Genomic DNA, 21957 nt, shown 5'->3' with positions numbered 1-21957 from the left:
GGCTTGAAAGCCCCGCCTACGATCCTGCAGTCGCTGCGCGACGCTCCAGTCGCACCAGTGCCGGCCGTTCCCGACGGCCGTCGCGCAGCGACGGCGTGACTGTAGGCGGGGACTTCAGTCCCCGACCTCGCGTGTGACGGTGCCTCGGGAGCACCAACAGACATGCAATCGCCCTGCCCGGCCACCCCCCGAATCGTGAAAACCGGGTCTCCGAAACCGCATCCTCCCACGCCCCACGCCAGGTGGCGCGCCTCGCCTACCATGTCATCCTGAGCGTAGCGAGCTTGCGAGCGCAGCGAAGGACCTCACCCGCTGACGCGAGGGTTGACGGTCAGCGGGGGAGGTCCTTCGCTGCGCTCAGGATGACAACTAGAACTTGCATGCTTTCACAATCACGACGACCTACGACCTACGACCTACGACCTACGACCTACGACCTACGACCTACGACCTACGCCGAAGGCCCTTCCGCGCGGAAGGGCCTTCAAACGTCAGAGTGGCGCGCAGACGGCGCCGGCGGGGTTGTCAGTCAGAGAACTCGCGGAGCAGCTTCGAGCGGCTCGGGTGGCGCAGCTTGCGGAGCGCCTTCGTCTCGATCTGGCGGATGCGCTCGCGCGTCACCCCCAGCTCGGCCCCGATCTCCGAGAGCGTGTACAGCTTGTCGCCGTCCAGCCCGAAGCGCAACTCGACCACTCGGCGCTCGCGCGGGGTCAGCGTCTCCAACACACCCTCGACCTGCGCCCGCAGCACGATCCTGGCGGCGGCGTCGTCCATGTCGGGGGCGTTCTCGTCCACCACGAAGTCGGCCAGGGTGGCGTCGGCCTCGTCGCCCACCGTGCTCTCGAGCGAGATCGGCTGCGGGAGGATGCGGATGATCTCGCGCACCCGCTCCGGCGGGACTTCCATTGCCGCCGCGACCTCGTCGATGGTCGGCTCGCGCCCGAGATCCTGTTGCAGGGAGCTCGAGAGCCGGACGTACTTGTTGATCGTCTCGACCATGTGGACGGGCACGCGGATGGTGCGGCTGTGGTCGGCCAGCGAGCGGCTGACCGCCTGCCGGATCCACCACGTCGCGTAGGTGCTGAACTTGAAGCCCCGGCGGTAGTCGAACTTCTCGACCGCCCGCATCAGGCCGATGTTGCCGTCCTGGATCAGGTCGCCCAGCGGGATGCCACGATTCATGTAGCGCCGCGCGACGCTCACCACCAGCCGGAGGTTGGACTCGACCAGCCGGCGGCGCGCCTCGTTGCCACGCTCGATCAGGTCCGCCAACAGCTCCAGGTCTTGCGGGGAGCGGGGCTTGCCGTCCGCCAGCAAACCTGCCGCCTCGTTGCCGGCCTCGATCGCCTTCGCCAGATCCACCTCGGCGGCGCCGGTCAGCAGGGGGACACGCCCGATCTCCTGCAAGTACAGCGGCAGCGCCTCGCTGAACGACTCCGACTCGCGCTCGGCGGAGGCTCCTGTTGTGATGGACTCTTCCGCCATCATCGTGATGCTCCTTCGGTACTGGCCAGGGCCAGCACGCGGACTCGAGTGTGAGCGCTTCCCCCCAGCGGTAGGCAGGAACGAGAGCTACGCTGCAACCGCACTCTCGTACCCATATAACGGAAAGGGGCTTCGAAAAGTTCCAGGTCTATCGTCCTGCTTTTTCCGGGCAAAGTCCGTGTCCTACAGAACATCCTGGCTGCTCGCAAGCGAACAGGCCAGGGTGACTGCCGCCTTCGAGTACAGTCGAGATCAGCCGCTCGGGGTTTCCCGCGTCAGGTGCACAGATCGTGCCGTGAAAGCTGCCAGATGCGGCCAGTTTGCGCCACGCCGGCCCGTTCCGGGTGTCACAGCTTCGTTATGATGACCATACCGTCTGCTGACCGTGCCATCTTTGGCCGGATCGAGCACATCTGACTCGTGTGACTCGTGACCAGCAGCAGTCACGCCAACGGGCGGAAGACCAGCCCCGTCAGGGCCTTCGGGTAGAAGCAGGTGGACGTCTCCGGCATGCGCTCGCCGGCCGGCGCCTCCGCACGCCCGTTCGAGACGGCGACGCGCAGCGCCACGGAGATGATGACGAAGCTCACGGCGCTTTCGTGTCAGTTGCCCCAAGCATCCTGTCGCGAACTGTGGTAGCGTGGATTCCTGTGCTCCGGCGTCTCCGCCGCCTCGCCAGTCGTGCCAGCGGATCGTCGAGCACGATGCGATCCTGGACAGCCGCTTCGGCGACGTATCGACGTTCCAGAAGGGTGGTCCTCCCATGCGTTTGTCGCGGCAAGCTCGCCGGCGACCGGTGTTCTGGGTCCAGACGATGCTCTCGCTGCTCGTAGGGCTGGTCGGGTTCGGGTTCACGGCAACAAGTCCGCTGGACGCCTTCGCCCCACACACAGACTTTGCGGTGGGCCTCTATCCACACGCGTTCGCGGTCGTAGACTTCAATGGTGACCATCGACCGGATCTCGTCGCGGCCAACGATGGTGGAAATACGGTCAGCGTGCTGCTCAACACCACGACAGCAGGTGCAACGACGCCGACGTTCGGCCCGAAGACCAACTTCGGCGCGGGGATCCGACCGTACTGGGTGATCGCGGCCGACCTCAATGCCGATGGACGACCTGATCTCGTTACGGCGAACATCGACGCCGGCACCATCAGCGTACGGCTCAACACCACAGCGGCCGGCGCCATGACCCCGACCGTCGGCGCCCTGACCTCCTTCGCCGCAGGAGCGCAACCGACCTCGATAGCCGCGGCGGATATCAACGGCGACGGCAAGCCCGATCTCGTCGTTGCGAACGAAGGCAACCACGACACCATCAGCGTGCTGCTCAATACCACCTCGGGCGGCGCGGGAACGCCGTCCTTCGGCGCACCGACCATGTTTGCCGTCAGCGGCAATCCCTATGCGATTGCCGCGGCAGACATCAACGCCGACGGTGACGTGGATGTCGTCGTGGCGAATGCTGCGTCGAGCACGGTGAGCGTGCTGCTCAACACCACCGCGCCCGGCGCCAGCCAGCCGACGTTCCGCCCAAAGGCCGACTTCGACGTGGCACAGCTGCCGCGCTCGGTGGCCGCGGCCGACCTCAACGGCGACGGCAAGCCCGATCTGATGACGACCAATATCGGCACACATACGATCAGCGTGTTGTTGAACACGACTGCGGCAGGAGCAACGACGCCGTCCTTTGGCCCCCAAGCTGACCTCAGCGTGGCCCGCGAGCCGTGGGGGATCGTCGCCGCCGATACCAGCGGCGACGGCAAGCCCGACCTCGTCAGCGCCAACTCCGGCGCGGACACGGTCAGCGTCCTGGTCAACACGATGACGGCCGGCGCGGCAACCCCGTCCTTCAGTAGCAGGACTGACTTCCCAACCGGTGGTGGCCCATACTCCGTCGCGGCGGCGGACTTCAACGCTGATGGTCGGCTCGACCTCGCGACGGTCAACGGCAACAGCGTCACTGGCAACACGGTCAGTGTGCTGCTCAACCAGAGTGACTCGCCACCGCCTGGTACGCCGACCCCTCCGCCGTCCGGACCGAATCTGGTTGCAAACCCGTCGTTCGAGGTCGCTGGCAGCACCGGCGAGCCGACCTTCTGGTTCCAGCGGCAGCGCGCGACGCGGGATACGTCGATCCGGCACAGTGGTGACGCATCCCTCCGACTGGAAGGGTCGGCAAGCGCGTTGGAGGCGCCCTACACGTTCCAGCGACCGACGGTGCAAGCTGGCCAGACGTATCAGCTCACGGCCTGGGTCAAGACCGACAACGTCAGTGGGATCGGCGTCCGCGTGCGCTACGTCCAGCTCACGCCTGTCGTGCGAGTCTGGAACAGCAGCGCAGTAGACGGCACGATCGACTGGACGCAAGTCAGCCAGCAGCTTACCCTCCCGGCGGGCTTCACGAGCGGGCGGCTGGACGTCTACTGGAACATGCGGCCAGGCGACCGCGCCTGGGTTGACGACGTCGCCCTTGTCTGCCTCACATGCCCCTGACCGTAGCAGACCACGCGGGCAGGTGTGGGTCTACGACGTCATCCTCCATGGTTGGCCGGATCGAGCACAACTGCTCGGGTGCCTCGTGCTCGGCAGCAGTCACGCCAGCCGGCGGAAGACCAGCCCCGTCGGGGCCTTCGGGTAGAAGTAGGTGGACTTCTCCGGCATGCGCTCGCCGGCCAGCGCCACCGCCGCGATCTGCTCCACCCGGGTCGGGTTGACCAGCACCGCGATGTCTGCCGCACCGCTACGCACCTGCCGCACGGCGTCCTCGGCGTCGCGGGTGTAGGCGATGGCGTCCTCGGCGTGGAGGTTGTGCTCTGCCAGCAGGGGCCGCACGATGGTCGAGTCGAGCAGCACCACGTCCAACGACTGCCAGGAGATGTCGCGGTCGGCCGGGATGGATGCCGGGAGCGGGGCGTCTGCCGCTCGCGTCAGCAGCGCGGCGTCGCTAGATCCGGCGTCGAGCAGGGCCAGCGCCTGGCCGTTCGTGCCGTGCTCGTCCAGCGCAGTCAGGACGGCCTCGATGGGCGTCGCCGTCTGCGGGCCGACGTCGAACGAGGCGCGCAGCGCCGGCAGCAGCGACTCAGCAGCGCCCTGACCGACTCCGCGCAGGAGCCGGTGCAGCGGCAGGATCACCAGCCCCCGATCGTCCTCGGCGATGAGGTGCATCATCACGAAGCGGGCGGGGTGATCGGCGGGGAGGTCGCCGCCGGCCTGTTGGCGACGGTCCGCCAGGTAGTTCAGGGCCGTCTCGTAGCGATGGTGGCCGTCCGCGATGAACAGGGGACGGCCGCTGAAGTATGCGCGCAGACCGTCCACCAGGGCCGGCTCGGCGAGCACCCACAGCCGGTGCCCAACACCTTCGGCATCGGTTCCCTCGGCGTCGGGTGTGCGGCCAGCCGTCCAGGCCCAGGCGGCATCGACGGCGTCCGGGCCAGACGCCGCCCCGGTCGGCCTGTCATCACCGCGCGCTTGCGACACGGCCTGCCCCGCGCGCTGACTGTCACGCTGGCCGTCGCGTTGACCGTTGCGCTGAAAGAACGCCAGGATCGGGCTGAGGTTCGTCTCGGTGGCCGCCAGCAGCCGCAGACGGTCAGCCTTGGCGCGCGGGTAGGTGTGCTCGTGCGGGAGAACCGCCCGGTCTTCCCACGGCTGGACCCGGACGGCAGCGATCAGCTCGCGGCGGGTGGCCGTCCGCCCGGGCTGCCCGGCCAGCGGCGGCACGACGAACGTGGCCTCGTGGAGGTAGTAGGCCGGCTCCGGCTCCCGAACCAGTGCGCCCTGCTCGCGCCACTGGTGCAACGTGTCCGCCGCCTCCTGGTAGCGGCCGTCGTCGCCGCCGCTCACCGAGGCTGTCGTCAACTCGACCCGCACGACGTTCAGCGGGTGCTGCGCTCGCAACCGCGCATCATCAGTGGCATCGATGACATCGTACGGCGGGCAGAGCACCTGGCCGATGTCCGGCGCTGCTGCCGCCGAGAATCGCAAGCCCCTGAACGGCTGAACGTCTGCCATCAGGCTTCGAGTATAGCAGCGGCAACGTCACGAACCGGCCCCAATCGTGCTGGAAACCGTTGCGTCGGCCCGTGTGCCGACGTACCGTTCCCTACACGATGTTCAGGAAGTTCGCCCGCCCAACTCCCCGGCTCGCCGTCCACGTCCTCGTCGTCGGGACGGTACTGATCCTGGCGTGCGGGTGGGTCGGCGGCAGCACGCCGACGCCGACACCTGCTGCTGTGACGGCTGTGGCATCACCCGCGTCCGGCACGCCGTCCGGACCGCTGACGCCGCCGTCTCCGTCACCAGCGCCGCCGTCGCCCAGCCCGTCCCCGAGCCCATCGCCGGCTGCTGGCGAGACGTACACCGTGGCCGAAGGCGACACCCTGGCCACCATCGCCGAGCGCTTCTACGGCGACCCGTCTGCCTGGCGTCGCATCTACGACGCGAATCGCTCCCTGATCGGCGAGAACCCTGACAGCGTCAAGATCGGCATGCAGCTTCGGATCCCGCCGCGCCCCTGATGATCCTCGCGCCGCCTCAGGCCTGCCCACGCCCGGCGTTACAGTTTCCGCGTGATGCGCCCGGATCTCCCTGTTTCGGCCCGTTTCGTCCCGGATCGGGCAGCCGGTGGTTGGTCTGGATTCGCCGTCTTCTGGATACTTGACCGTACCGCCACGGCCCGGCTGGCCGTGGGGCAGCAGCACGGGAGGATCGTGTGGGGGCAGGCCCAGCACGGCGGCCAATGTCACCAGGACGCCGCCAGCAGGCTGGCAGCATCCTGGTGACGCTCGCTGCCAGCCTGCTGGTCGGCTGTACGCGCGTCGCCAGCGGCGCGACGGAGCCGCCCCCGACGTACATTCCTCAGCCCACTCCCGACCCGACGATGGCTGTCGTGATTCAGGGCGGCGGCCTGCCGGTCAGCTACTTGCCGCCGCTCGAGATCAAGGGATCGCCAACCCCGGCGCCGCCCGCGCGCTCCGGTGGCGGCAGCACGACGCGCCCGGCCGCCAAACCGACCCAGCCCGCCACGAACCGAGATGCGCCGCCAGCCCGCGATCCGGCTCCTGCGCCGGCCCCGAAGCCAACCGCCCAACGTGAGACGGCCCCGGCCCCCAGGCCCGCGCCGCCAGCCCCGGCTGCGACGCGCCCCCCGAGCAACCCGCCGTCCAGTGGCAGCGGCTCGTCCGGGAGCGGCGGCGGGCCGGCCATCATCAACCCGAACACGGCGCTGCCCGGCGGCGCGCGCCCGAACCCGACGCCCGGGCGGTAGTACAGCCGGGCCGGACAGCAGTGGAGGTCCGAGCCGGGATAACCTCCCACAGCTGCTATGGAGATCTCATCGAAGCCCTGGCTTCGTCTTCCCGTCCGTCATCATGCGCGGGGCCGCCGGGCCTGATGCGCCTGACGGCCTGGCCTCGCTCGGCCGGATCGCGCCGCTCAGGCGGTCTCGGGCTGGGCCTCCGGGGCCGCCTGACCGCGCGCTCGTAGCCGCTTCTGGTGGAGGCGTGCTCGGCGGTACTCCAGCTCACGGCGCTCGGTGGACCCACGGGCGTTGCGCCGCAGCTCCTGGATCTCGACCAGCGCCAGGGCCTCCTCGACGACCGCCAGGGCGGCGTCGTAGTCCCGGAGCTGGTGCTCGTAGTGCTTCGCCAGCTCAACGTACGGCTCGCAGCCGGTCAGCCCCATGCTGGCAAGCCGCCGCCACAGCTCGATGGCCCGCTCATGGCGACCGGCCCGCTTGCAGAGCGCCGCCAGCCGCCCGGCCACCCGCGCCCGCAGATCGACGGCCTTGCCCGTCGTGAGGGCCTGCTCGTAGCGCTCGCAGGCCTCGTCCCACAGGCCGAGATCCTCGTAGATGCGGGCGGCGGCGAACAGCTCCAGGACGCTGCTGCGTCCACGTCCGTGCTGGGGCGGGTGCGGGAAATCAGCATCGGCCCCGCCTGTCCCAACAGCCGCCCCAACGCCGGACGACGCCGCCACCGGCGGCGCGTCCAGCAGCCGGCCCAGCCGCGACGTGAGCGCCACCAGGCTCAACAGGTCGTGCAGGTTGTGCTCGAAGACCATCGCCATCGGGCCGGGGTCGCCGCCGCGCAGGTAGCGGAAGTAGAGATCGGGGATCATCCAGCCCGGCACGTCGCCGTTGCGGGTGTGGCCGAGCACGGCCCGTTCGAGCGTGCCGAGGGTGCACGATTCCAGGCTCTCGCGCCAGAACCGCCGTGAGGGGTGGAGCAAGTCGAGATGCAGCCCGGTCGGGACGGCGTGCCGTTGACGGTTCGCCGTGTAGCGGGTCAAGAGCAGCGGCACGTCGAACGACTTGCCGTTGAACGTGACCACGGCCTCGTGCTGACCGAGCGTCTGGGCCAGCAGCGCCAGCATCGCCGGCTCCTCGGCATGGTGGCGCATGAAATACTGCTGCACCAGCAACTGGTCGCCACGGAAGTAGGCCAGCCCGACCATGAAGGCGTAGGTGCCGGTGCCGCCAGACAGGCCCGTGGTCTCGGTGTCCAGAAACACCACCGACTCGCGGTCTACGTCGAGCGGCAGCGCCGAGCGCGCAAGGCAGCCCAGGCTGCGGTCGGTCAGGTCGAAGAAGCGCCCAAGACGCTCCTGTCCGTGGCGATGCCCGAGTGCGAAGCGCTGCTCGGCCACGAAGCAGGCCCCGAGCGGCCCCTGGATCTCGCGCCCCTCGACGAGATCCTGCACGTCGTGCGCGTGGCCTGGGAACCTGGGTGCGGGGCGGCGAGTCTCGGGGGGCTGGCCATCGGGCGGCTGGCCATCGGGCGCGGCCGGCCGGCTCGGTCCGAGCACCTTCCGAAGCCGGGCCCGCACATCGACGCTCATGGCCGGCAGACCTCACCCCCACGCCGCACAGTGGGATGGGGGTGAGCGTTCCTCCACGTGGCACTGCTGCATCGGGGTCGGGCTAGTGGGCTGTCAATCGTGAACGACGCGATTGCGTCACGGCCAACGCCTCCCCCGGTTGGCCCGAGCGGAGCGACCCATTCGGCAAGCTCAGGGCAAGCATCCGGAGCGCAGTCGAGGGATCTTCCCCGGCGATCCATGTGCAGGCTTGAGGAAGATCCCTCCATTCCGCTCGTTCCTCGCTACAGTCGGGATGACGAGGGGCGCCGAGCGACCCTGCAATTGACATCTGACAAGACACTAAGGGCTGACGGCGACGCCTTCGCCGGTCTGGGCTGCCGCGCGTGCCAGCCGCCGCTTGATCGCCCGGCCGAGCCGCGCGATACCCTCCTCGATCCGCTCCGAGGTCACGTTCGAGAAGTTCAGGCGCATCGTGTTGTGGCCGCCGCGGTCCGCGTGGAACGACTGTCCCGGCACGAACGCGACGTTCTCTTCCAGGGCCTCGGCCAGCAGCTCACGCGTGTCGATGGACGGCGGCACCTCGGCCCAGACGAACAGGCCGCCCTGGGCCTTCGTCCAGGTGCAACCCTCGGGGAAGTGCTCCTCCATGGCCTTGAGCATCACGTCGCGGCGCTCGCGATAGACCGCGCGGATCTTCTCGACGTGGTCTTCGAGGAAGCCCGCCTGCCGACACACCTCGTAAGTCGCCATCTGGGTCGCCATTGACGTGTGCAGATCGGACGGCTGCTTGCCGAAGATGATCTCGTCGTAGGCGGCCTGCGGGATGACCATCCAGCCGAGGCGGAAGCCCGGCGCCAGGATCTTCGAGAATGTCCCCAGGTAGATGACCCCTTCCGGCCAGAGCGAGCGCAGGCTCGGGCGGGCCTCACCCTCGAAGCGCAGCTCGCCGTACGGATCGTCCTCGATGATCGGAATGTTGTGCTTCTTCGCCGTCTCGACCAGGATCTTCCGCCGCTCGACGCTCATCCAGCGCCCGCTCGGGTTCTGGAAGTTCGGCAGGGCGTAGATGAACTTGGCCGGGTGCTTCGTGAGGATGGCGTCCAGCTCTTCCGACTTCATGCCGTCGTCGTCCATCGGCACGATGACGTAGTCGGCCTGATACGAGTCGAACGCCTGGATCGCGCCCATGTAGCTGGGATTCTCCAGGCAGACGGCGTCTCCAGGGTTGAGGAAGATCTTGGCGACCAGGTCGAGGCCCTGCTGCGAGCCATTGGTGATCAGGATCTCGTCGGCGGTAGCGGGGACGCCCATGCCGGTCATGCGGGCGGCCAGCAGCTCGCGGAGCGGCTTGTACCCCTCCGACGGGCCGTACTGCAGGGCAGCGGTGCCGTTCGTCTCCAATACCCACTCGAACGCCCGTCGGTACTGGTCAATCGGGAAAAGCTCGGGGGCCGGCAGGCCACCCGCCAGGGAGATGATCTCCGGGCGCGCGGTGAGCTTGAGCAGCTCCCGGATATCGGAGGCCTTCATCCGACTGGTGCGGCTGGCGAAGACGTTAGACCAGGAGACGGACATAGCACAGCTCCGTTTCGAGTGGGCGTATCAAGCCGTGTGGGCACTCAGGCGTTCAGCACAAGAATACCAGACCAGCAGAGACGGGCCGAACAGTCCATCCGAGGATTGGACTGGGGGCGGGTAAGCCGTAAGCCGTGGCGTAGGCCGCGGCCTGCTCACTTGCGCGTCATCACGTAGACGCCGTCCCAGTCGATGGGTGGCGGATCGTGCAGCAGCTCCTCGCAGCGCTGGAGGTAGACGGCGCTCGGGCCGTCGTCGGGGCTGAGGCGCAGGGCCTCCTGGAACTTCGCCGCTGCGCCGAGCCAGTCACGCTCGCGGTACAGCTCGATCCCCTCATCGTAGGCGCGCAGGGCTGGCCCCGAATGGATGCCGGGCAGCCGCTCGGCATCCAGGATCTCGTAGACGGCCACCGGCTCCTTCTTGCCCTTGACGGCCACCAGATCGAGGAACCGATCGTGGAACACGCCGCCGGTCCCGTCGAGCGACGCCTTGCTGACGATCAACGTCGTCCCATACTCCTTGTTCAGCCCTTCCAGCCGCGAGGCCAGGTTCACGGCGTCGCCCAGCACGGTGTAGTCGAAGCGGCTGCTGGAGCCCATGTTGCCGACCTTCATGGTCCCGGTGTTGATGCCAATGCCCATCACCAGCGGCACCCGCCCCTGAGCGACCCAGCGCGCGTTCAGATCGTCCAGGGCGGCCACCATCTCCAGGGCGGCACGGCAGGCCAGGGCGGCATGGTCCGGCTGGTGCTGCGGCGCGCCCCAGAACGCCATGATCGCATCGCCCATGTACTTGTCAATGGTGCCGTCGTACTTGAAGATCACGTCCGACATGATGGTCAGGTACTCGTTCAGCAGGTGAACGAGCGTCTCCGGATCGAGCGACTCCGAGAACGTCGTGAAGCCGCGCAGGTCGGAGAACATGACGGTCATCTCGCGCTCGTCGCCGCCCAGCTTCAGGCTGTCCGGATCGCGCGTGACGTGCTCCACGACGGACGGCGAGAGATACTGTCCAAGGACGGCGCGCAGCGCGCGAGACTGTCCCTGCTCGAAGATCACCCGGTAGAACACGACGCCGGTGTAGGTCAGCCCCAGAGCCAGGGGCGGATAGATCAGGTTCAGCACCACGTGCGCGTCAAAGTAGTAGGACGCGCCGAGCATGTAGACCGCCACGGCGAGCAGGGATCCGAGCGCCGCTGCGAGCATCGGCAGGCCCAGCAACGCCAGCGCCGCCACCAGCGACAGCGCGAAGATCAGGGCCACCGTCAGCCAGTCTGGCGCATCGCGGATGAAGTCGCCGCGCAGGATCGTGTCGATGGCGTTGGCGTGGACCTCGACCCCGGGCATCTTGCCGCGCACGGAGGTCGGCGTCCAGTAGTCGTCCGCGAAGCCGGCGCCGGTGATGCCGATCAGCACGAGCTTGCCCCGGAAGGTCTCGGGAGCGATCTGCCCGCGCAGCACGTCCACGAAGGACACGACCGGGAAGGCCGGCGGAGCGCTCTGGTGAGGGCCGCCCGCGAAGTTGACGAGCAGGTTGCCGCGCCCGTCAATCGGGATCTCGCGGCCAGCCAGCGGAATGTGGTCCGGCTGAATCTGGCCGTCCCACGCCGAGGGCCGACGGAGGAAGCGTGCCACCGCGAGCAGCGCGAGCGACGGGTACGGCTCGCCGCGCACGTTGAAGACCATCGGCACCCGCCGCACCGTGCCGTCAGGGTCGGGATCCTGATCGACCATGCCGACGCCGCTCGACACGTCGGTGAATACCGAGCGCGGCTCGATGACCTCCCCATACCCCTGCCACTGGTCGGCGGCGGTCCGCGTACGCGTCAGCAGATCGCCGACCGATGGCTGCACGACAAAGGTGGCACGGCTCACCGCGTCGTCGATGGCCGCCGCCAGCTCGGCGTCGTCCTCGGCCGGCACGTCGAACAGCACGTCGAAGACCACTGTGCGCGCGCGGGCCTCGGCCAGGTTCTTGAGCACGACGGCGTGAAGCGAACGCGGCCAGCCAAAGACGCGCCCGTACGATCTCAGCTCGGCCACCGACTTGTTGTCGATGGCGACCAGCACCACGTGCTGCGAGACCTCTGGTGAGACCTGGCGCGGGAAGAAGAAGAGGGTATCCGTGGCGCGCGCCTGGGTCATATCGAGGGCCGGCGTTCGGAGGTGCAGCAGCGAGAGCGTGCTCGCCGTCAACAGCCAGATCAACGCCGTGATGAGCAGGCGGCGACGCTGACGGCGGTTCACGCGGCAGCCTCAGGCTGGCGGATGGATGGACGACGGGCGTATCGCACAGCCTTCACCGCGGTGGCCGATCCTCGCAGGGACCGTCTGTAGACAACGCGCCTGCGAAGCTTCATCAGTGTGGGGCAACCCGCCTGCGGCCCTCGGGAGTGAACGATGTCCGGCCTCCCCGGGAACGCGCTCAGGCCGCTGCGCCATGGACCGGCCGTTCCAGTATGTGAGGCGTCACCCTAATGCGTACACAGTCGCCTGGTACGCATCTGGATTGTAGGCGTGCCGCCCGGGACGGTCAAGCGGCCTGCTCCCGGAACCAGGGCGATTGCATGTTGATGTCGTCGTGCCGCCGCGTCGGGGCTTGAAAGCCCCGCCTACACTCCTGCAGTCGCTTCGCGACGCTGTAGTCTCACCAGTCCCTGTCCGTGCCCGGTGTCCGTCGCGCAGCGACGGCGTGACTGTAGGCGGGGACTTCAGTCCCCGACGAGGTTGCAGGACGTGCTCGTCATGCAATCGCCCTGGTGCTGCTACCAGTGCAATCGTATGTTGAGCGCGTCGTGCGGCGGCGTCGGGGCTTGAAAGCCCCGCCTACGATCCTGCAGTCGCTGCGCGACGCTGTAGTCTCACCAGTGCCTGCCGTTCCCGACGGCCGTCGCGCAGCGACGGCGTGACTGTAGGCGGGGACTTCAGTCCCCGACCGTCCGTTCCATGATCCTTCGGGGACACCAATGAACATGCAATCGCCCTGCTCCCGGAACTCTGGGGAGGCTGTACGCGGCTGGCAGCGGCGTCCTGACGCTGCTAGCATAGAGGGTGGCGGCAGACCGGCAGCCCCGGACGCCAGCCACCAGTTTTTCAGACGCGCAGTCCACCGAACAACAGGCCCGCTCGGATCAGAAAACGACCGAGACGGCAGCCATCCTGGCGTTCACGGCACCCCCAGGTTGCCGTCGAGCGTGCGCGAGCGCTGCCGCCTCCAGGCATCATGCCTGCGAGGCTCGTTTTTTGCCCGGTGCCGGGTCAGCCAGGCAGCGCTGCCGGAGGGCGCGTGCTCGCAACGTTCGACATCAGCAACACCCGCATCAAGGCCGGCATCTTCGAGCGCGAGGAGCTGCGGGCGACCTTCTCGCTGGCCGCCGACGTGCGCCGCACCGCCGATGAGTACGCGGTGCTGCTCGACGGCTTCCTGCGCGAGGAGGGGGTTGCGCGGCGCGACGTGCAGGGCGCGGCCATCGCGTCGGTGGTGCCGCCGCTCACCGGCGCGTTCGAGCAGGTCTGCACGCGCCTGTTCAAGCGGCAGGCACTCGTGGTGGGCGGGCCGGGCACCCGGGCCGGCATCCGCATCGCTACGCAGCAGCCGCGTGAGCTGGGCGCGGATCGCATCGTCAACGCCATCGCCGTGCAGCAGCTCTATGGCAGCCCGGCCATCGTGGTGGACTTCGACACGGCCACCTCGTTCGACGTGGTCGCCGCCGATGGCTCCTACGCCGGGGCCATCATCGCACCGGGCCTCTCGCTGGCCGCCGAGGCGCTGTTTCAGCACACCTCGCGGCTCCAGCGCTTCGAAGTCACGCATCCCAGGACCGTCATCGGCAAGGACACCGTCAGTGCCCTGCTGTCAGGCGCCGTGCTCGGCCACGTCGCCATGATCGAGGGGATGATCGCCCGGGTCCGCGCCGAGCTGGGCCAGCCGGCCATCGTCGTGGCGACCGGCGAGCTGGCCGCCCTCGTCGCCGGCGAGACGACCGTCATCGACCGAATCGAGCCGTGGCTGGCGCTGGTGGGACTTCGGCTGTTCTACCAGCGCAACGAGGGCCACGGCGACCGCTCAGGCTCTGGGGACCGCCCAGGCCTGGGCGGATCCGGACATCCGCGCTCGTAGGGCGAGCGCCCATCGCGGAGGGGACCACCGTGCGGACCACCATTCAGCAGATCCAGGACATGAAGCAACGCGGCGAGCGCATCGCCATGCTGACCGCGTACGAGTACAGCGTTGCCAAGCTGCTCGACGCGGCCGGCATCCCGATGCTGCTCGTGGGGGACAGCCTCGCGAGCGTCGTGCTCGGCTACGAGGCGACCATCCACGCCACGATGGACGACATGGTCCGGCACACCCAGGCCGTCGTGCGGGGGACCAGCCGCGCGCTGATCGTGGCCGATCTGCCGTTCATGAGCTACCAGGCGTCCGTCGAGGAGGCCATGCGGAACGCTGGCCGCCTGATGCGCGAGGGCGGCGCGGGCGCGGTCAAGCTCGAAGGCGGCGTGACGGTGGCCGAGACCGTTCGACGGATCGTCGATGCCGGCGTGCCAGTGATGGGCCACATCGGGCTGACGCCGCAGTCCGTCCACCAGCTGTCCGGGCACAAGGTGCAGGGGCGGACGGTCAGTGTGGCGACGCGCCTGCTGGCCGACGCCGAGGCGCTGGAGGGGGCAGGTGCATTTGGCATCGTGCTGGAGGGTATCCCGGCCCCGCTGGCTGCCGAGGTCACCCGCCGCCTGCGCATCCCGACCATCGGCATCGGGGCGGGTCCGCACTGCGACGGGCAGGTCCAGGTGATCCACGATCTGCTGGGCCTGTTCACCGACTTCGTGCCGCGCCACGCCGGGCAGTACGCCGACCTCGGCGAGCAGATCAAGGACGCCGTCAGCCGCTACGCTGACGACGTGCGGGCCGGCTCGTTCCCGACTGCGAAGCACAGCTTTACCATGGACCCATCTGTCCTGGCTGAGGTCGAACGTGTGACACGGGCAGCCGAGCGCCAGGAAGCGGTGGCAGGGGCCGTCTCATGAAGGTCATCAGCAGCATTCCCGAGACGCGCGCCGCCCTGCGCACGCTGCCACGCCCGCACGGCCTGGTGCCGACGATGGGCTACCTGCACGAGGGCCACATGAGCCTCGTCGAGCAGGCGCGAAGGGACAACGCCAGCGTCTCGGCCAGCATCTTCGTCAATCCGACGCAGTTCGGCCCGAACGAGGACTTCACCACCTACCCGCGCAACATGGAGCGCGACCTCGCGATGCTGGAGGCGGCCGGCGTCGATCTGGTCTACGCGCCGCCGACCGATGTCGTCTACCCGCCTGGCTTCGACACCTACGTGATGGTGGGCGCGCTGACGGAGCCACTGGAGGGCACGGCCCGGCCCGGCCATTTTCGAGGCGTGGCGACGGTGGTGGCGAAGCTGTTCAACGTGATCCAGCCAGACCGTGCCTACTTCGGGCAGAAGGACGCCCAGCAAGCGCTGGTCATCACCAAGATGGCCCTCGACCTGGATTTCCCGGTCGAGGTGGTGGTGATGCCGACGATCCGCGAGCACGACGGGCTGGCCCTGAGCAGCCGGAACGTCTATCTCCAGCCTGAGGAGCGGCAGGCCTCGCTGGCGATCTCGCGCTCCTTGCGGGAGGTGGAGCGGCTGTACGCGACGGGCGAGCGCGACGCCGACCGACTGCGCGCGGCCATGACGGCGATCCTCTCGACGGAGTCGTTGCTGCGGCCGGAGTACGTCAGCGTGGCCGACCGGCTGACCCTGGCCGAGTTGGAGCAGGTGACCGGGCCGGCCGTCGTGTCGATGGCGGTGCGGGTCGGCAAAACCCGGCTGATCGACAACGTGGTGCTGGGCGGCTAACGATCTGCCCGCAGGCGCGTCACCGTTTCGATCCACTCGGCCGCCGGGACTTGAGTCACCAGAACGGCATCACAGTTTGTGACCTGCGCGAAGCCGTCACTGACTCATCAGAACGCTCGTGACTCGAAGGGCTCTGTTGCATTGTTGTCGTCCATTCCGTCACGTTCCCGTTTCTGTCGCGCCCGGGCGCAACGTGGAGTGCTCATCTTCCGCGTCATGGGTATTGCATCCGCGTCACAAACCTGGATAATGAACGGCGATGCAAGCGATTCGTATGGAGCGCCGCCGCCCTGCTGACGCCCGTTGGGTGCAGCATCTCTCCCTCCTCAGCGCACTGGGCCTGCTGTTCGCGTCCATCGTGGTGAGCCGCACGCCGGCCACCGCCGAGCTGGCCGGACGGCTGCCCGGGAGCTTCCTGGCCCCGCCAGGATCGCCGGCACAGGAGTGGCTGCCGGTCCGGGTGCCCGTCCGTACGACGATCACTCCCGACCCGGTTGTCGCCCAGGCCACGATTGGCACGCAGGCTGTTCCTGACGCCGTTGCGCTCGCCGACGGCACGCTGGCCGCTGCCGTGCCGAAGATCTCCTGGGTGCAGGCGCACCGCAAGACGGCGCTCTTCGCCGCTCCAGAGACCGCGGCGGCCCGCGAGACCGAGATCCCGCAGTGGAGCTACCTGCGGATTCTGGAGTCGCAGCCGAACTGGATCAAGGTCGCGTTCGCCGGGGACGGTGCGCGCCGACCCGGTGGCACTGCCTGGGTGCCAGCCAATGATGTCGGCCCGCTCGACCAGGCGCCGCGCTTCGTGACCAGTGTGCAGCAGGCGAAGCTGTGGGTATCGGACACGGCGGACGGCGAGCCGCTGGCCCTGGCTCCCCGACTTGCCACGCTGGAGCTGGCCGGCGTCGAGCGGAGCGGTCGGGTGGCCGTGAAGGTCGCGGACAGCAGCGGGGAGGCCCGGCTCGTCTGGATGGACTGGTCGGATGTGGCGGCCTCGCGCGGTCCGTCGGATCGCGATGTGCCCATCGCTCAGCCGTTCTCGCCGTTCGCCAACGTGGCGCGGCTGGACGTGCCGTACCGCACCCAGCTTGACGGCAGCATCTCATCGGCGGCGAACTGCGGCCCGACCTCCGTCGCGATGGCCATTGAATCGTTCGGGGTCTACGTCCCGACGGCTCAGTCGCGCGTGCTGGCGATGCGTGCCATGGGCATCGGCGATCCGTTCAGCGGCACGACGCTCGAATCGCTCCGGAGTGTGGCCGAGACATACGGTCTGCAGGGCCTCGACCTGCACGAGAACGGCCGCTACAAGAAGTGGACGCTGGACGACGTGCGAGCGCATCTGCGGGCAGGGCACCCGGTCATTCCGCAGCTGCGGTACCGGATGATGCCGGGCCGCGAGTGGCTGTGGGTGGGCTACGATCACTACGTCGTGATCACCGGCATGGTCGGGGACGACTTCATCATCAACGACCCCGTCAGCCTGAACGGGCGCGGCGAGCGGGTGCTGACGGCTGCCGAGCTGCAGCGTGCCTGGATGAACTCGGACTTCCCCGGCGCGGGCCTGGCCATCGCCCGACCGCTGTAGACGCAGCAGCGGCTACCCACCACTGACGTTCAGTGTGGCACCCGTGCCGCTGACGCTCGCGGTGCAGATGGCGTCCTATCTCAGCGGCATTGATGGCGTAGCCCCTCCGACTTGTCGCCTTGCGAGGGCGATTACATGTTCGTCGGCGTTCCCAGAACGTGGTAAGACGGGCGGTCGGGGGTTGAAACCCCCGCCTACAGTCATTCCGTCGCTGCGCGACGGAGACCGGGAACAGCCGTCGTCCGGTGAGACTGGCGCGTCGCGCAGCGACTGCACGATGGTAGGCGGGGCTTTCAAGTCCCGACGAGGCTGCACGGCGCGCCCAACGCGCAATCGCCCTGGTCGCCGTGCGAGCTTGCTCGGCTGTCGTGCGCCGCCTCGTTTACACTCACCCTGATGGCGATCACCGAACGTTCCGCGCTGGCCCCGGTGCAGCCCCCTGCCGTTGATCGTGCGCCGGCCGCGCCGTCGGGGCTGGCGCGCTGGTGGGGTGTTGGCGGGTTGCTTGCGCTGCTGGCCGGTGCGCTCGGGCTGCGGCTCTGGCTGCTGAGCCGGGCCGTTGGCTTCGAGCAGGGCGACCCGCTCGAATACGTCAACATCGCCTACAAGATGGCGTTTGGCATCGGCATCGAGTGGTGGGACTTGCGGCCCCTGCTGCTCTCGCTGCTCTACGTGCCGGTGCTGTACGTGGCGCAGTGGTGGCCCGACCCGACCGGCGAGGTGATGGTTCGGGCGCTGCGGCTCGTGAGCGCGCTGTTCGGCGTTGGGATCGTCTGGCTGACGTATCAGCTCGGGCGCGACCTCGTGGGCGAGTTGCCGGGGTTGGCCGCCGCGCTGCTCGTCGCGGTGAACCCGGTGGTCAATCGCCTCTCGATCAGCACCTACGCTGAGCTGCCCTCGACGTTCTGCATCCTGCTGAGCCTCTGGCTGCTGATCCGGTCGGTCCGTCCAGACGCTGAGCGACGGTTCGCGACGGCGCTCGGGGGCGGCCTGGCCCTCGGGCTCGGCTGCATGATCCGCTACCAGGCCATCTTCTACCTGCCGCCAGTCTGCCTGTGGGTCGGCGTCGTCTCGCTGGTGCTGGTGCGCGGCTCCGTCCGGGGCCGCCTGCTGCGCGCCATGGATCGTCGGACTCCCGAGGGGGCGCTGGCGCTCGGCTTCGCCGCTGGCCTGGGGCTGGCGGTATTGGCTCAGGCGGCCATCGAGCAGGTGGCCTATGGCCGGCCGTTCCACAGCCTGCTCGCCTCGTTCAGCTACAACGTGACGTCTGGACTGGCGCCCATCGAGTTCGGCGAGGAGCCGTTCGACTGGTACCTCCGGCAGACGCCGAGCTGGCTCGGGGTGATGACGGCGGCGCTGGCGGCCGTCGGCCTGGGCGTGAGCGCCCGCGCGCCGCGGGGCCGCTCCTGGAGCCTCCTCGGGGTGGCCGGCCTGACGATGTTCCTGGCCCTCTGCTGGCTGCCCCACAAGGAGGAGCGGTTCCTGTCGCAGATCGTGCCGTTGGCGGCCATCTTCGCGGCGCTCGGGATCAGCACGGTCGCGCGGGCCTTCGGCTGGGCCTGGACGCTGCGAGCTACGCAGCACCGCGAGGCTGCGCGGACGGTCGGTTCGGTGCTGATGACGGTGGTCATCGCGCTGGGGTGCGCCGCCCCGATGCTGACGGCGACGCTGACACTGGATCTCAGCTCGAACGTCGGGTACGTCCTCGGCATCAAGAAGGCCGCTGAGCTGCGGCCGGGCGCAACGGTCGGCACGGTGCCCTGGAACGTCGCCCGGCCCTATGCTGGAACGCGCCTGACCCTCGAACGGATGGACCGGGCCGTCTGGGAGCGCCGTGCCGAGGTCACCCGCACGATCGAGCAGAGCGATTTCCTGCTGTTTCCCGAGTACTGGCTCACCGAGGATCGTGAGATCGACAAGCTGGTGGATGCCCGCTTCCGCTCGATTGAGGGGTACGACGACGGCGTGGTGCTGTACCAGAGCCGCCGCCTGGAGGATCCCGGGCGTCGCCGCTCGCGCTGAGCGCACAGTCCTGGCACAGCCAGTCTGTCGCGTTGTAGCGAGATGCCGCGAGGTCGTACAGTAGAGGCCCGTGCAGCCCTCGCCCTCGCTTCCGAACCGTCTTTTCGGTCACTGGCTCATCATCACGCTGACCGTCGTGCTCAGCGTGACCGCCGCCCTGGCCGCTATCGGCCTGTACCGTGAGCTGAGCGGCAGGAGCGTGACCGTCGTGGTGGTGCAATCGCACCCGGCCACGCCAGCCGCCGACGCTGAGGATGCGGAGACCTCCCCGGTCGAGCACACTGGGGATCCTGAAGCCGATCCTGGCGAGCACGCGGCTCCGTCGGCTGGGGCCTCGCCGCCGCCAGGGTCCGTGGCATCACCGGCCGGCGAGGTCGCCGTGACGGCGCTGGCGGTGGAGCCATCGCCGGCCGCCGAGCAGCCCTCCGGCCCTGAACAGTCCGCCCCCGAGCAGACGGACCCGGCCCGCGCGCCGGCCGCGTCGCCGGCGCCCATAGTGGCCGCCTCGCCATCGCCGGAGGCGGTCGCGGCCCGTGTCCCGCCGACGCCTGCGCCGCGCGGTGCGCCGCGTGCCGTTGCCGACGCGCCCATCGTGATGTACCACCACATCGGGCCGTTGCCACCCAACCCGGACGTGTTCCGCCGCGACCTGACCGTCTCCCCGGCCACCTTCGAGAAGACGCTGGACTACCTGGCCGAACAGGAGATCGCCACCGTCACGATGGCCGACCTGTTCGAGCATTTCGCGGGTGGGGCGGCGCTGCCGAAGAAGTCCGTCATCCTGACGTTTGACGACGGCTACGACGACAACTATCTGTATGTGTTTCAGTTGCTGAAGGCCCGGCAGATGGTCGGGACGTTCTTCATCTCGACGGATTTCGTGGAGCGGCCGGGCTACCTGACCTGGGACCAGATCACTGAGATGAACGACGCCGGCATGGAGATCGCAGCGCACAGCACCAACCACGCCGACTTCACCGTGATCGGCCCGAACGAGCTGCGCCGCCAGCTGGTCGAGCCGAAGCGGATCCTCGAAGAGCGCATCGGCCAGCCGGTCCGTTTCCTGGCCTACCCGGCCGGCAAGTACAACGCGGCGGTGATGGCGGCCAGCCGCGCGGCCGGCTACGAGGCGGCCGTCACGGTGATCCACGGCACCCGCCACACACCGGCCCAGGCGTTCGAGCTGCGGCGGGTGCGGGCGCACGGTGCGGACACGCCCGCGCAGATCACGGCACGGATCACCCTGCCGAGCTGGCGGTAGCGCGTCAGGCCGCGCCGTGCACCAGGGCCGGCCGGCACGCCTCCATGACCGCGATGGCCGAATCCAGCGTCGGGCGGGCGGGCACCACCCGCACGAGCGCCACGTCCAGCCCTTCGCAGAGGCGGCGGAAGGCCGCGGCCGCCCCGGCGGCTGGCCCGAAGTAGCCGACGTGCTGGGCCAGATCGACGGGCATGGCGTCGTACAGCTCTTCGAGGGTGGCGCCACGGTCGCGGCGCTCCTCAAGCTCGGTCAGGGCCTCGTCGAAGCCCATCCGCGCAAAGTGCCCCCGATACCCCAGGTGCTTCGGCACGCCCGGCCGCGCGATGGCGTAGCGGAAGAGCGCCTTCATGTAGGCGCGGCGGCAGGCGTCCGCGTCGTCGTCAACGCTGACGCGGATGTACTCGATGACCTTCACCTCGCGTGGATCGCGGCCGGCCCGGGCCGCCCCCTCGGCCAGCCGCTCGCGGCTCCAGGCGATCTGCTCGGCGGCGCACCAGTTCAGACCGACGCCGTCCGCCGCCTCGCCAGCCAGCCGCAGCATCTGCGGCCCGAGCGCGCCGAGGATGACCGGGGTCTTCGGGAAGGGGAACTCGAGTTTGAAGCCCTGTAACTGGACGGTCGGCCCTTCGTAGGTGACCTCCTGGCCGGCCAGGATCGCCCGCAGCGTGACAAGATAGTCGCGGGCCAGCTTGAGCGGCGAGATGTCCTGCAACCCGAGCAAGCGTCGCTGGGTCAGCGAGTGGATGTCCCCTGAGCCGACGCCCAGCGTGAACCGGCCGCCGGTGACGTCGGCGGTGGTGGCGGCAGCCGAGGCCAGCGAGGGGACGGTCCAGAACGGCGCGGGCACCACCGAGACGCCCGTCTGCAGGCCGCCCTCGACAGCCCCCCGGCTGGCGTCCCAGAACTGCGTACACATCTGCGTCGCGTCGCGGCCGGCCATCGAGTTGGTCCAGACGCTGGTGTACCCGAGGCTGGCCGCTGCTCGTGCCAGCTCACGGAACTCGTCCACTGAGAAGGGAAGCATGCGGTCCAGGCCGACGCCGATCTCCACGCCCGTGCTCCTCGTCGAGAGTACACACTGTCTGGCGTAGGATCGCACGTCGGCGGCGTGGCGTGCAGGCTCGGGCTACCATGTGGCAGGGCGATTGCATGTTGATGTCGTCGTGCGGCCGCGTCGGGGACTTCAGTCCCCGACCGCCCGTTCCATGATGCTTCAGGTACACCAATGAACATGCAATCGCCCTGATGCTGCTACCAGTGCAATCGTATGTTGAGCGCGTCGTGCCGCCGCGTCGGGGCTTGAAAGCCCCGCCTACGATCCTGCAGTCGCTGCGCGACGCTCCAGT

16 protein-coding genes are annotated in these 21957 nt (G+C 68.8%); 9 read left to right on the top strand and 7 right to left on the bottom strand.

From position 1 onward, the window contains the following. Positions 1–525: 525 nt before the first annotated feature. Positions 526–1407: a sigma-70 family RNA polymerase sigma factor gene (locus IT306_04765; protein ID MCC7367708.1), complete on the bottom strand. Its 882-nt coding sequence runs from the start codon at positions 1405–1407 to the stop codon at positions 526–528. Between the two features lie 521 nt (positions 1408–1928). Further along, complete coding sequence (locus IT306_04760; protein ID MCC7367707.1) at positions 1929–2075, bottom strand: hypothetical protein; 147 nt, start codon at positions 2073–2075, stop codon at positions 1929–1931. Positions 2076–2482: 407 nt separating this feature from the next. Between IT306_04760 and IT306_04755 the strand changes: the two genes are divergently transcribed. Beyond that, positions 2483–3982 (top strand): VCBS repeat-containing protein, encoded by a 1500-nt coding sequence (locus tag IT306_04755; protein MCC7367706.1) that lies wholly within the window; start codon positions 2483–2485, stop codon positions 3980–3982. Positions 3983–4081: 99 nt separating this feature from the next. On the opposite strand, the gene IT306_04750 is transcribed toward IT306_04755, so the two are convergent. Then, positions 4082–5500: a DUF1015 domain-containing protein gene (locus IT306_04750; protein MCC7367705.1), complete on the bottom strand. Its 1419-nt coding sequence runs from the start codon at positions 5498–5500 to the stop codon at positions 4082–4084. 98 nt (positions 5501–5598) lie between these two features. On the opposite strand from IT306_04750, the gene IT306_04745 reads away from it, so the two are divergent. Further along, positions 5599–6006, top strand: a complete 408-nt coding sequence (locus IT306_04745) for a LysM peptidoglycan-binding domain-containing protein (protein ID MCC7367704.1) — start codon at positions 5599–5601, stop codon at positions 6004–6006. 221 nt (positions 6007–6227) lie between these two features. Then, positions 6228–6755, top strand: coding sequence for a hypothetical protein (locus IT306_04740; GenBank protein MCC7367703.1), 528 nt, complete (start codon positions 6228–6230; stop codon positions 6753–6755). Positions 6756–6922: 167 nt separating this feature from the next. On the opposite strand, the gene IT306_04735 is transcribed toward IT306_04740, so the two are convergent. The 3 genes from IT306_04735 to IT306_04725 all read right to left on the bottom strand — a co-directional run bounded on the left by IT306_04735 (position 6923) and on the right by IT306_04725 (position 12129). Then, positions 6923–8326 carry a ribonuclease H-like domain-containing protein gene (locus IT306_04735; protein MCC7367702.1) on the bottom strand — a complete coding sequence of 468 codons (1404 nt, stop codon included), beginning with the start codon at positions 8324–8326 and terminating at the stop codon, positions 6923–6925. A gap of 321 nt (positions 8327–8647) precedes the next feature. Continuing rightward, positions 8648–9883, bottom strand: a complete 1236-nt coding sequence (locus IT306_04730; GenBank protein ID MCC7367701.1) for a PLP-dependent aminotransferase family protein — start codon at positions 9881–9883, stop codon at positions 8648–8650. 155 nt (positions 9884–10038) lie between these two features. Further along, on the bottom strand, positions 10039–12129 hold the full coding sequence (locus IT306_04725; GenBank protein ID MCC7367700.1) for an adenylate/guanylate cyclase domain-containing protein: 2091 nt from the start codon (positions 12127–12129) through the stop codon (positions 10039–10041). A gap of 1039 nt (positions 12130–13168) precedes the next feature. Here IT306_04725 and IT306_04720 point away from each other — a divergent pair. The 6 genes from IT306_04720 to IT306_04695 all read left to right on the top strand — a co-directional run bounded on the left by IT306_04720 (position 13169) and on the right by IT306_04695 (position 20611). Continuing rightward, positions 13169–14002, top strand: a complete 834-nt coding sequence (locus IT306_04720; protein MCC7367699.1) for a type III pantothenate kinase — start codon at positions 13169–13171, stop codon at positions 14000–14002. Between the two features lie 29 nt (positions 14003–14031). Beyond that, on the top strand, positions 14032–14910 hold the full coding sequence (gene panB, locus IT306_04715; protein MCC7367698.1) for a 3-methyl-2-oxobutanoate hydroxymethyltransferase: 879 nt from the start codon (positions 14032–14034) through the stop codon (positions 14908–14910). Beyond that, positions 14907–15743, top strand: coding sequence for a pantoate--beta-alanine ligase (locus IT306_04710; GenBank protein ID MCC7367697.1), 837 nt, complete (start codon positions 14907–14909; stop codon positions 15741–15743). The genes panB and IT306_04710 overlap by 4 nt, the downstream gene beginning before the upstream one ends. Before the next feature lie 259 nt (positions 15744–16002). Further along, entirely contained in the window at positions 16003–17328 is a 1326-nt protein-coding gene (locus IT306_04705; GenBank protein ID MCC7367696.1) for a C39 family peptidase, read from the top strand. A 396-nt stretch (positions 17329–17724) separates the two neighbouring features. Further along, positions 17725–19350 (top strand): glycosyltransferase family 39 protein, encoded by a 1626-nt coding sequence (locus IT306_04700; GenBank protein MCC7367695.1) that lies wholly within the window; start codon positions 17725–17727, stop codon positions 19348–19350. A 70-nt stretch (positions 19351–19420) separates the two neighbouring features. Beyond that, positions 19421–20611, top strand: a complete 1191-nt coding sequence (locus tag IT306_04695) for a polysaccharide deacetylase family protein (protein MCC7367694.1) — start codon at positions 19421–19423, stop codon at positions 20609–20611. 4 nt (positions 20612–20615) lie between these two features. Here the strand turns inward: IT306_04695 and IT306_04690 are convergent, their stop codons facing one another. Continuing rightward, positions 20616–21662 carry an LLM class flavin-dependent oxidoreductase gene (locus tag IT306_04690; GenBank protein ID MCC7367693.1) on the bottom strand — a complete coding sequence of 349 codons (1047 nt, stop codon included), beginning with the start codon at positions 21660–21662 and terminating at the stop codon, positions 20616–20618. Positions 21663–21957: the final 295 nt, after the last annotated feature.

The organism is Chloroflexota bacterium, assembly GCA_020850535.1.
Taxonomy (GTDB): Bacteria; Chloroflexota; UBA6077; order UBA6077; family JACCZL01; genus JADZEM01.
This window is presented reverse-complemented; position numbering and strand designations above follow the sequence as displayed.

Coding starts and splice junctions, on each gene's coding strand:
- IT306_04705 (MCC7367696.1), top strand. CDS start 16,003: ATGCAAGCGATTCGTATGGAGCGCCGCCGCCCTGCTGACGCCCGTTGG.
- IT306_04730 (MCC7367701.1), bottom strand. CDS start 9,883: ATGTCCGTCTCCTGGTCTAACGTCTTCGCCAGCCGCACCAGTCGGATG.
- IT306_04700 (MCC7367695.1), top strand. CDS start 17,725: ATGGCGATCACCGAACGTTCCGCGCTGGCCCCGGTGCAGCCCCCTGCC.
- IT306_04745 (MCC7367704.1), top strand. CDS start 5,599: ATGTTCAGGAAGTTCGCCCGCCCAACTCCCCGGCTCGCCGTCCACGTC.
- IT306_04750 (MCC7367705.1), bottom strand. CDS start 5,500: ATGGCAGACGTTCAGCCGTTCAGGGGCTTGCGATTCTCGGCGGCAGCA.
- IT306_04740 (MCC7367703.1), top strand. CDS start 6,228: ATGTCACCAGGACGCCGCCAGCAGGCTGGCAGCATCCTGGTGACGCTC.
- IT306_04735 (MCC7367702.1), bottom strand. CDS start 8,326: ATGAGCGTCGATGTGCGGGCCCGGCTTCGGAAGGTGCTCGGACCGAGC.
- IT306_04710 (MCC7367697.1), top strand. CDS start 14,907: ATGAAGGTCATCAGCAGCATTCCCGAGACGCGCGCCGCCCTGCGCACG.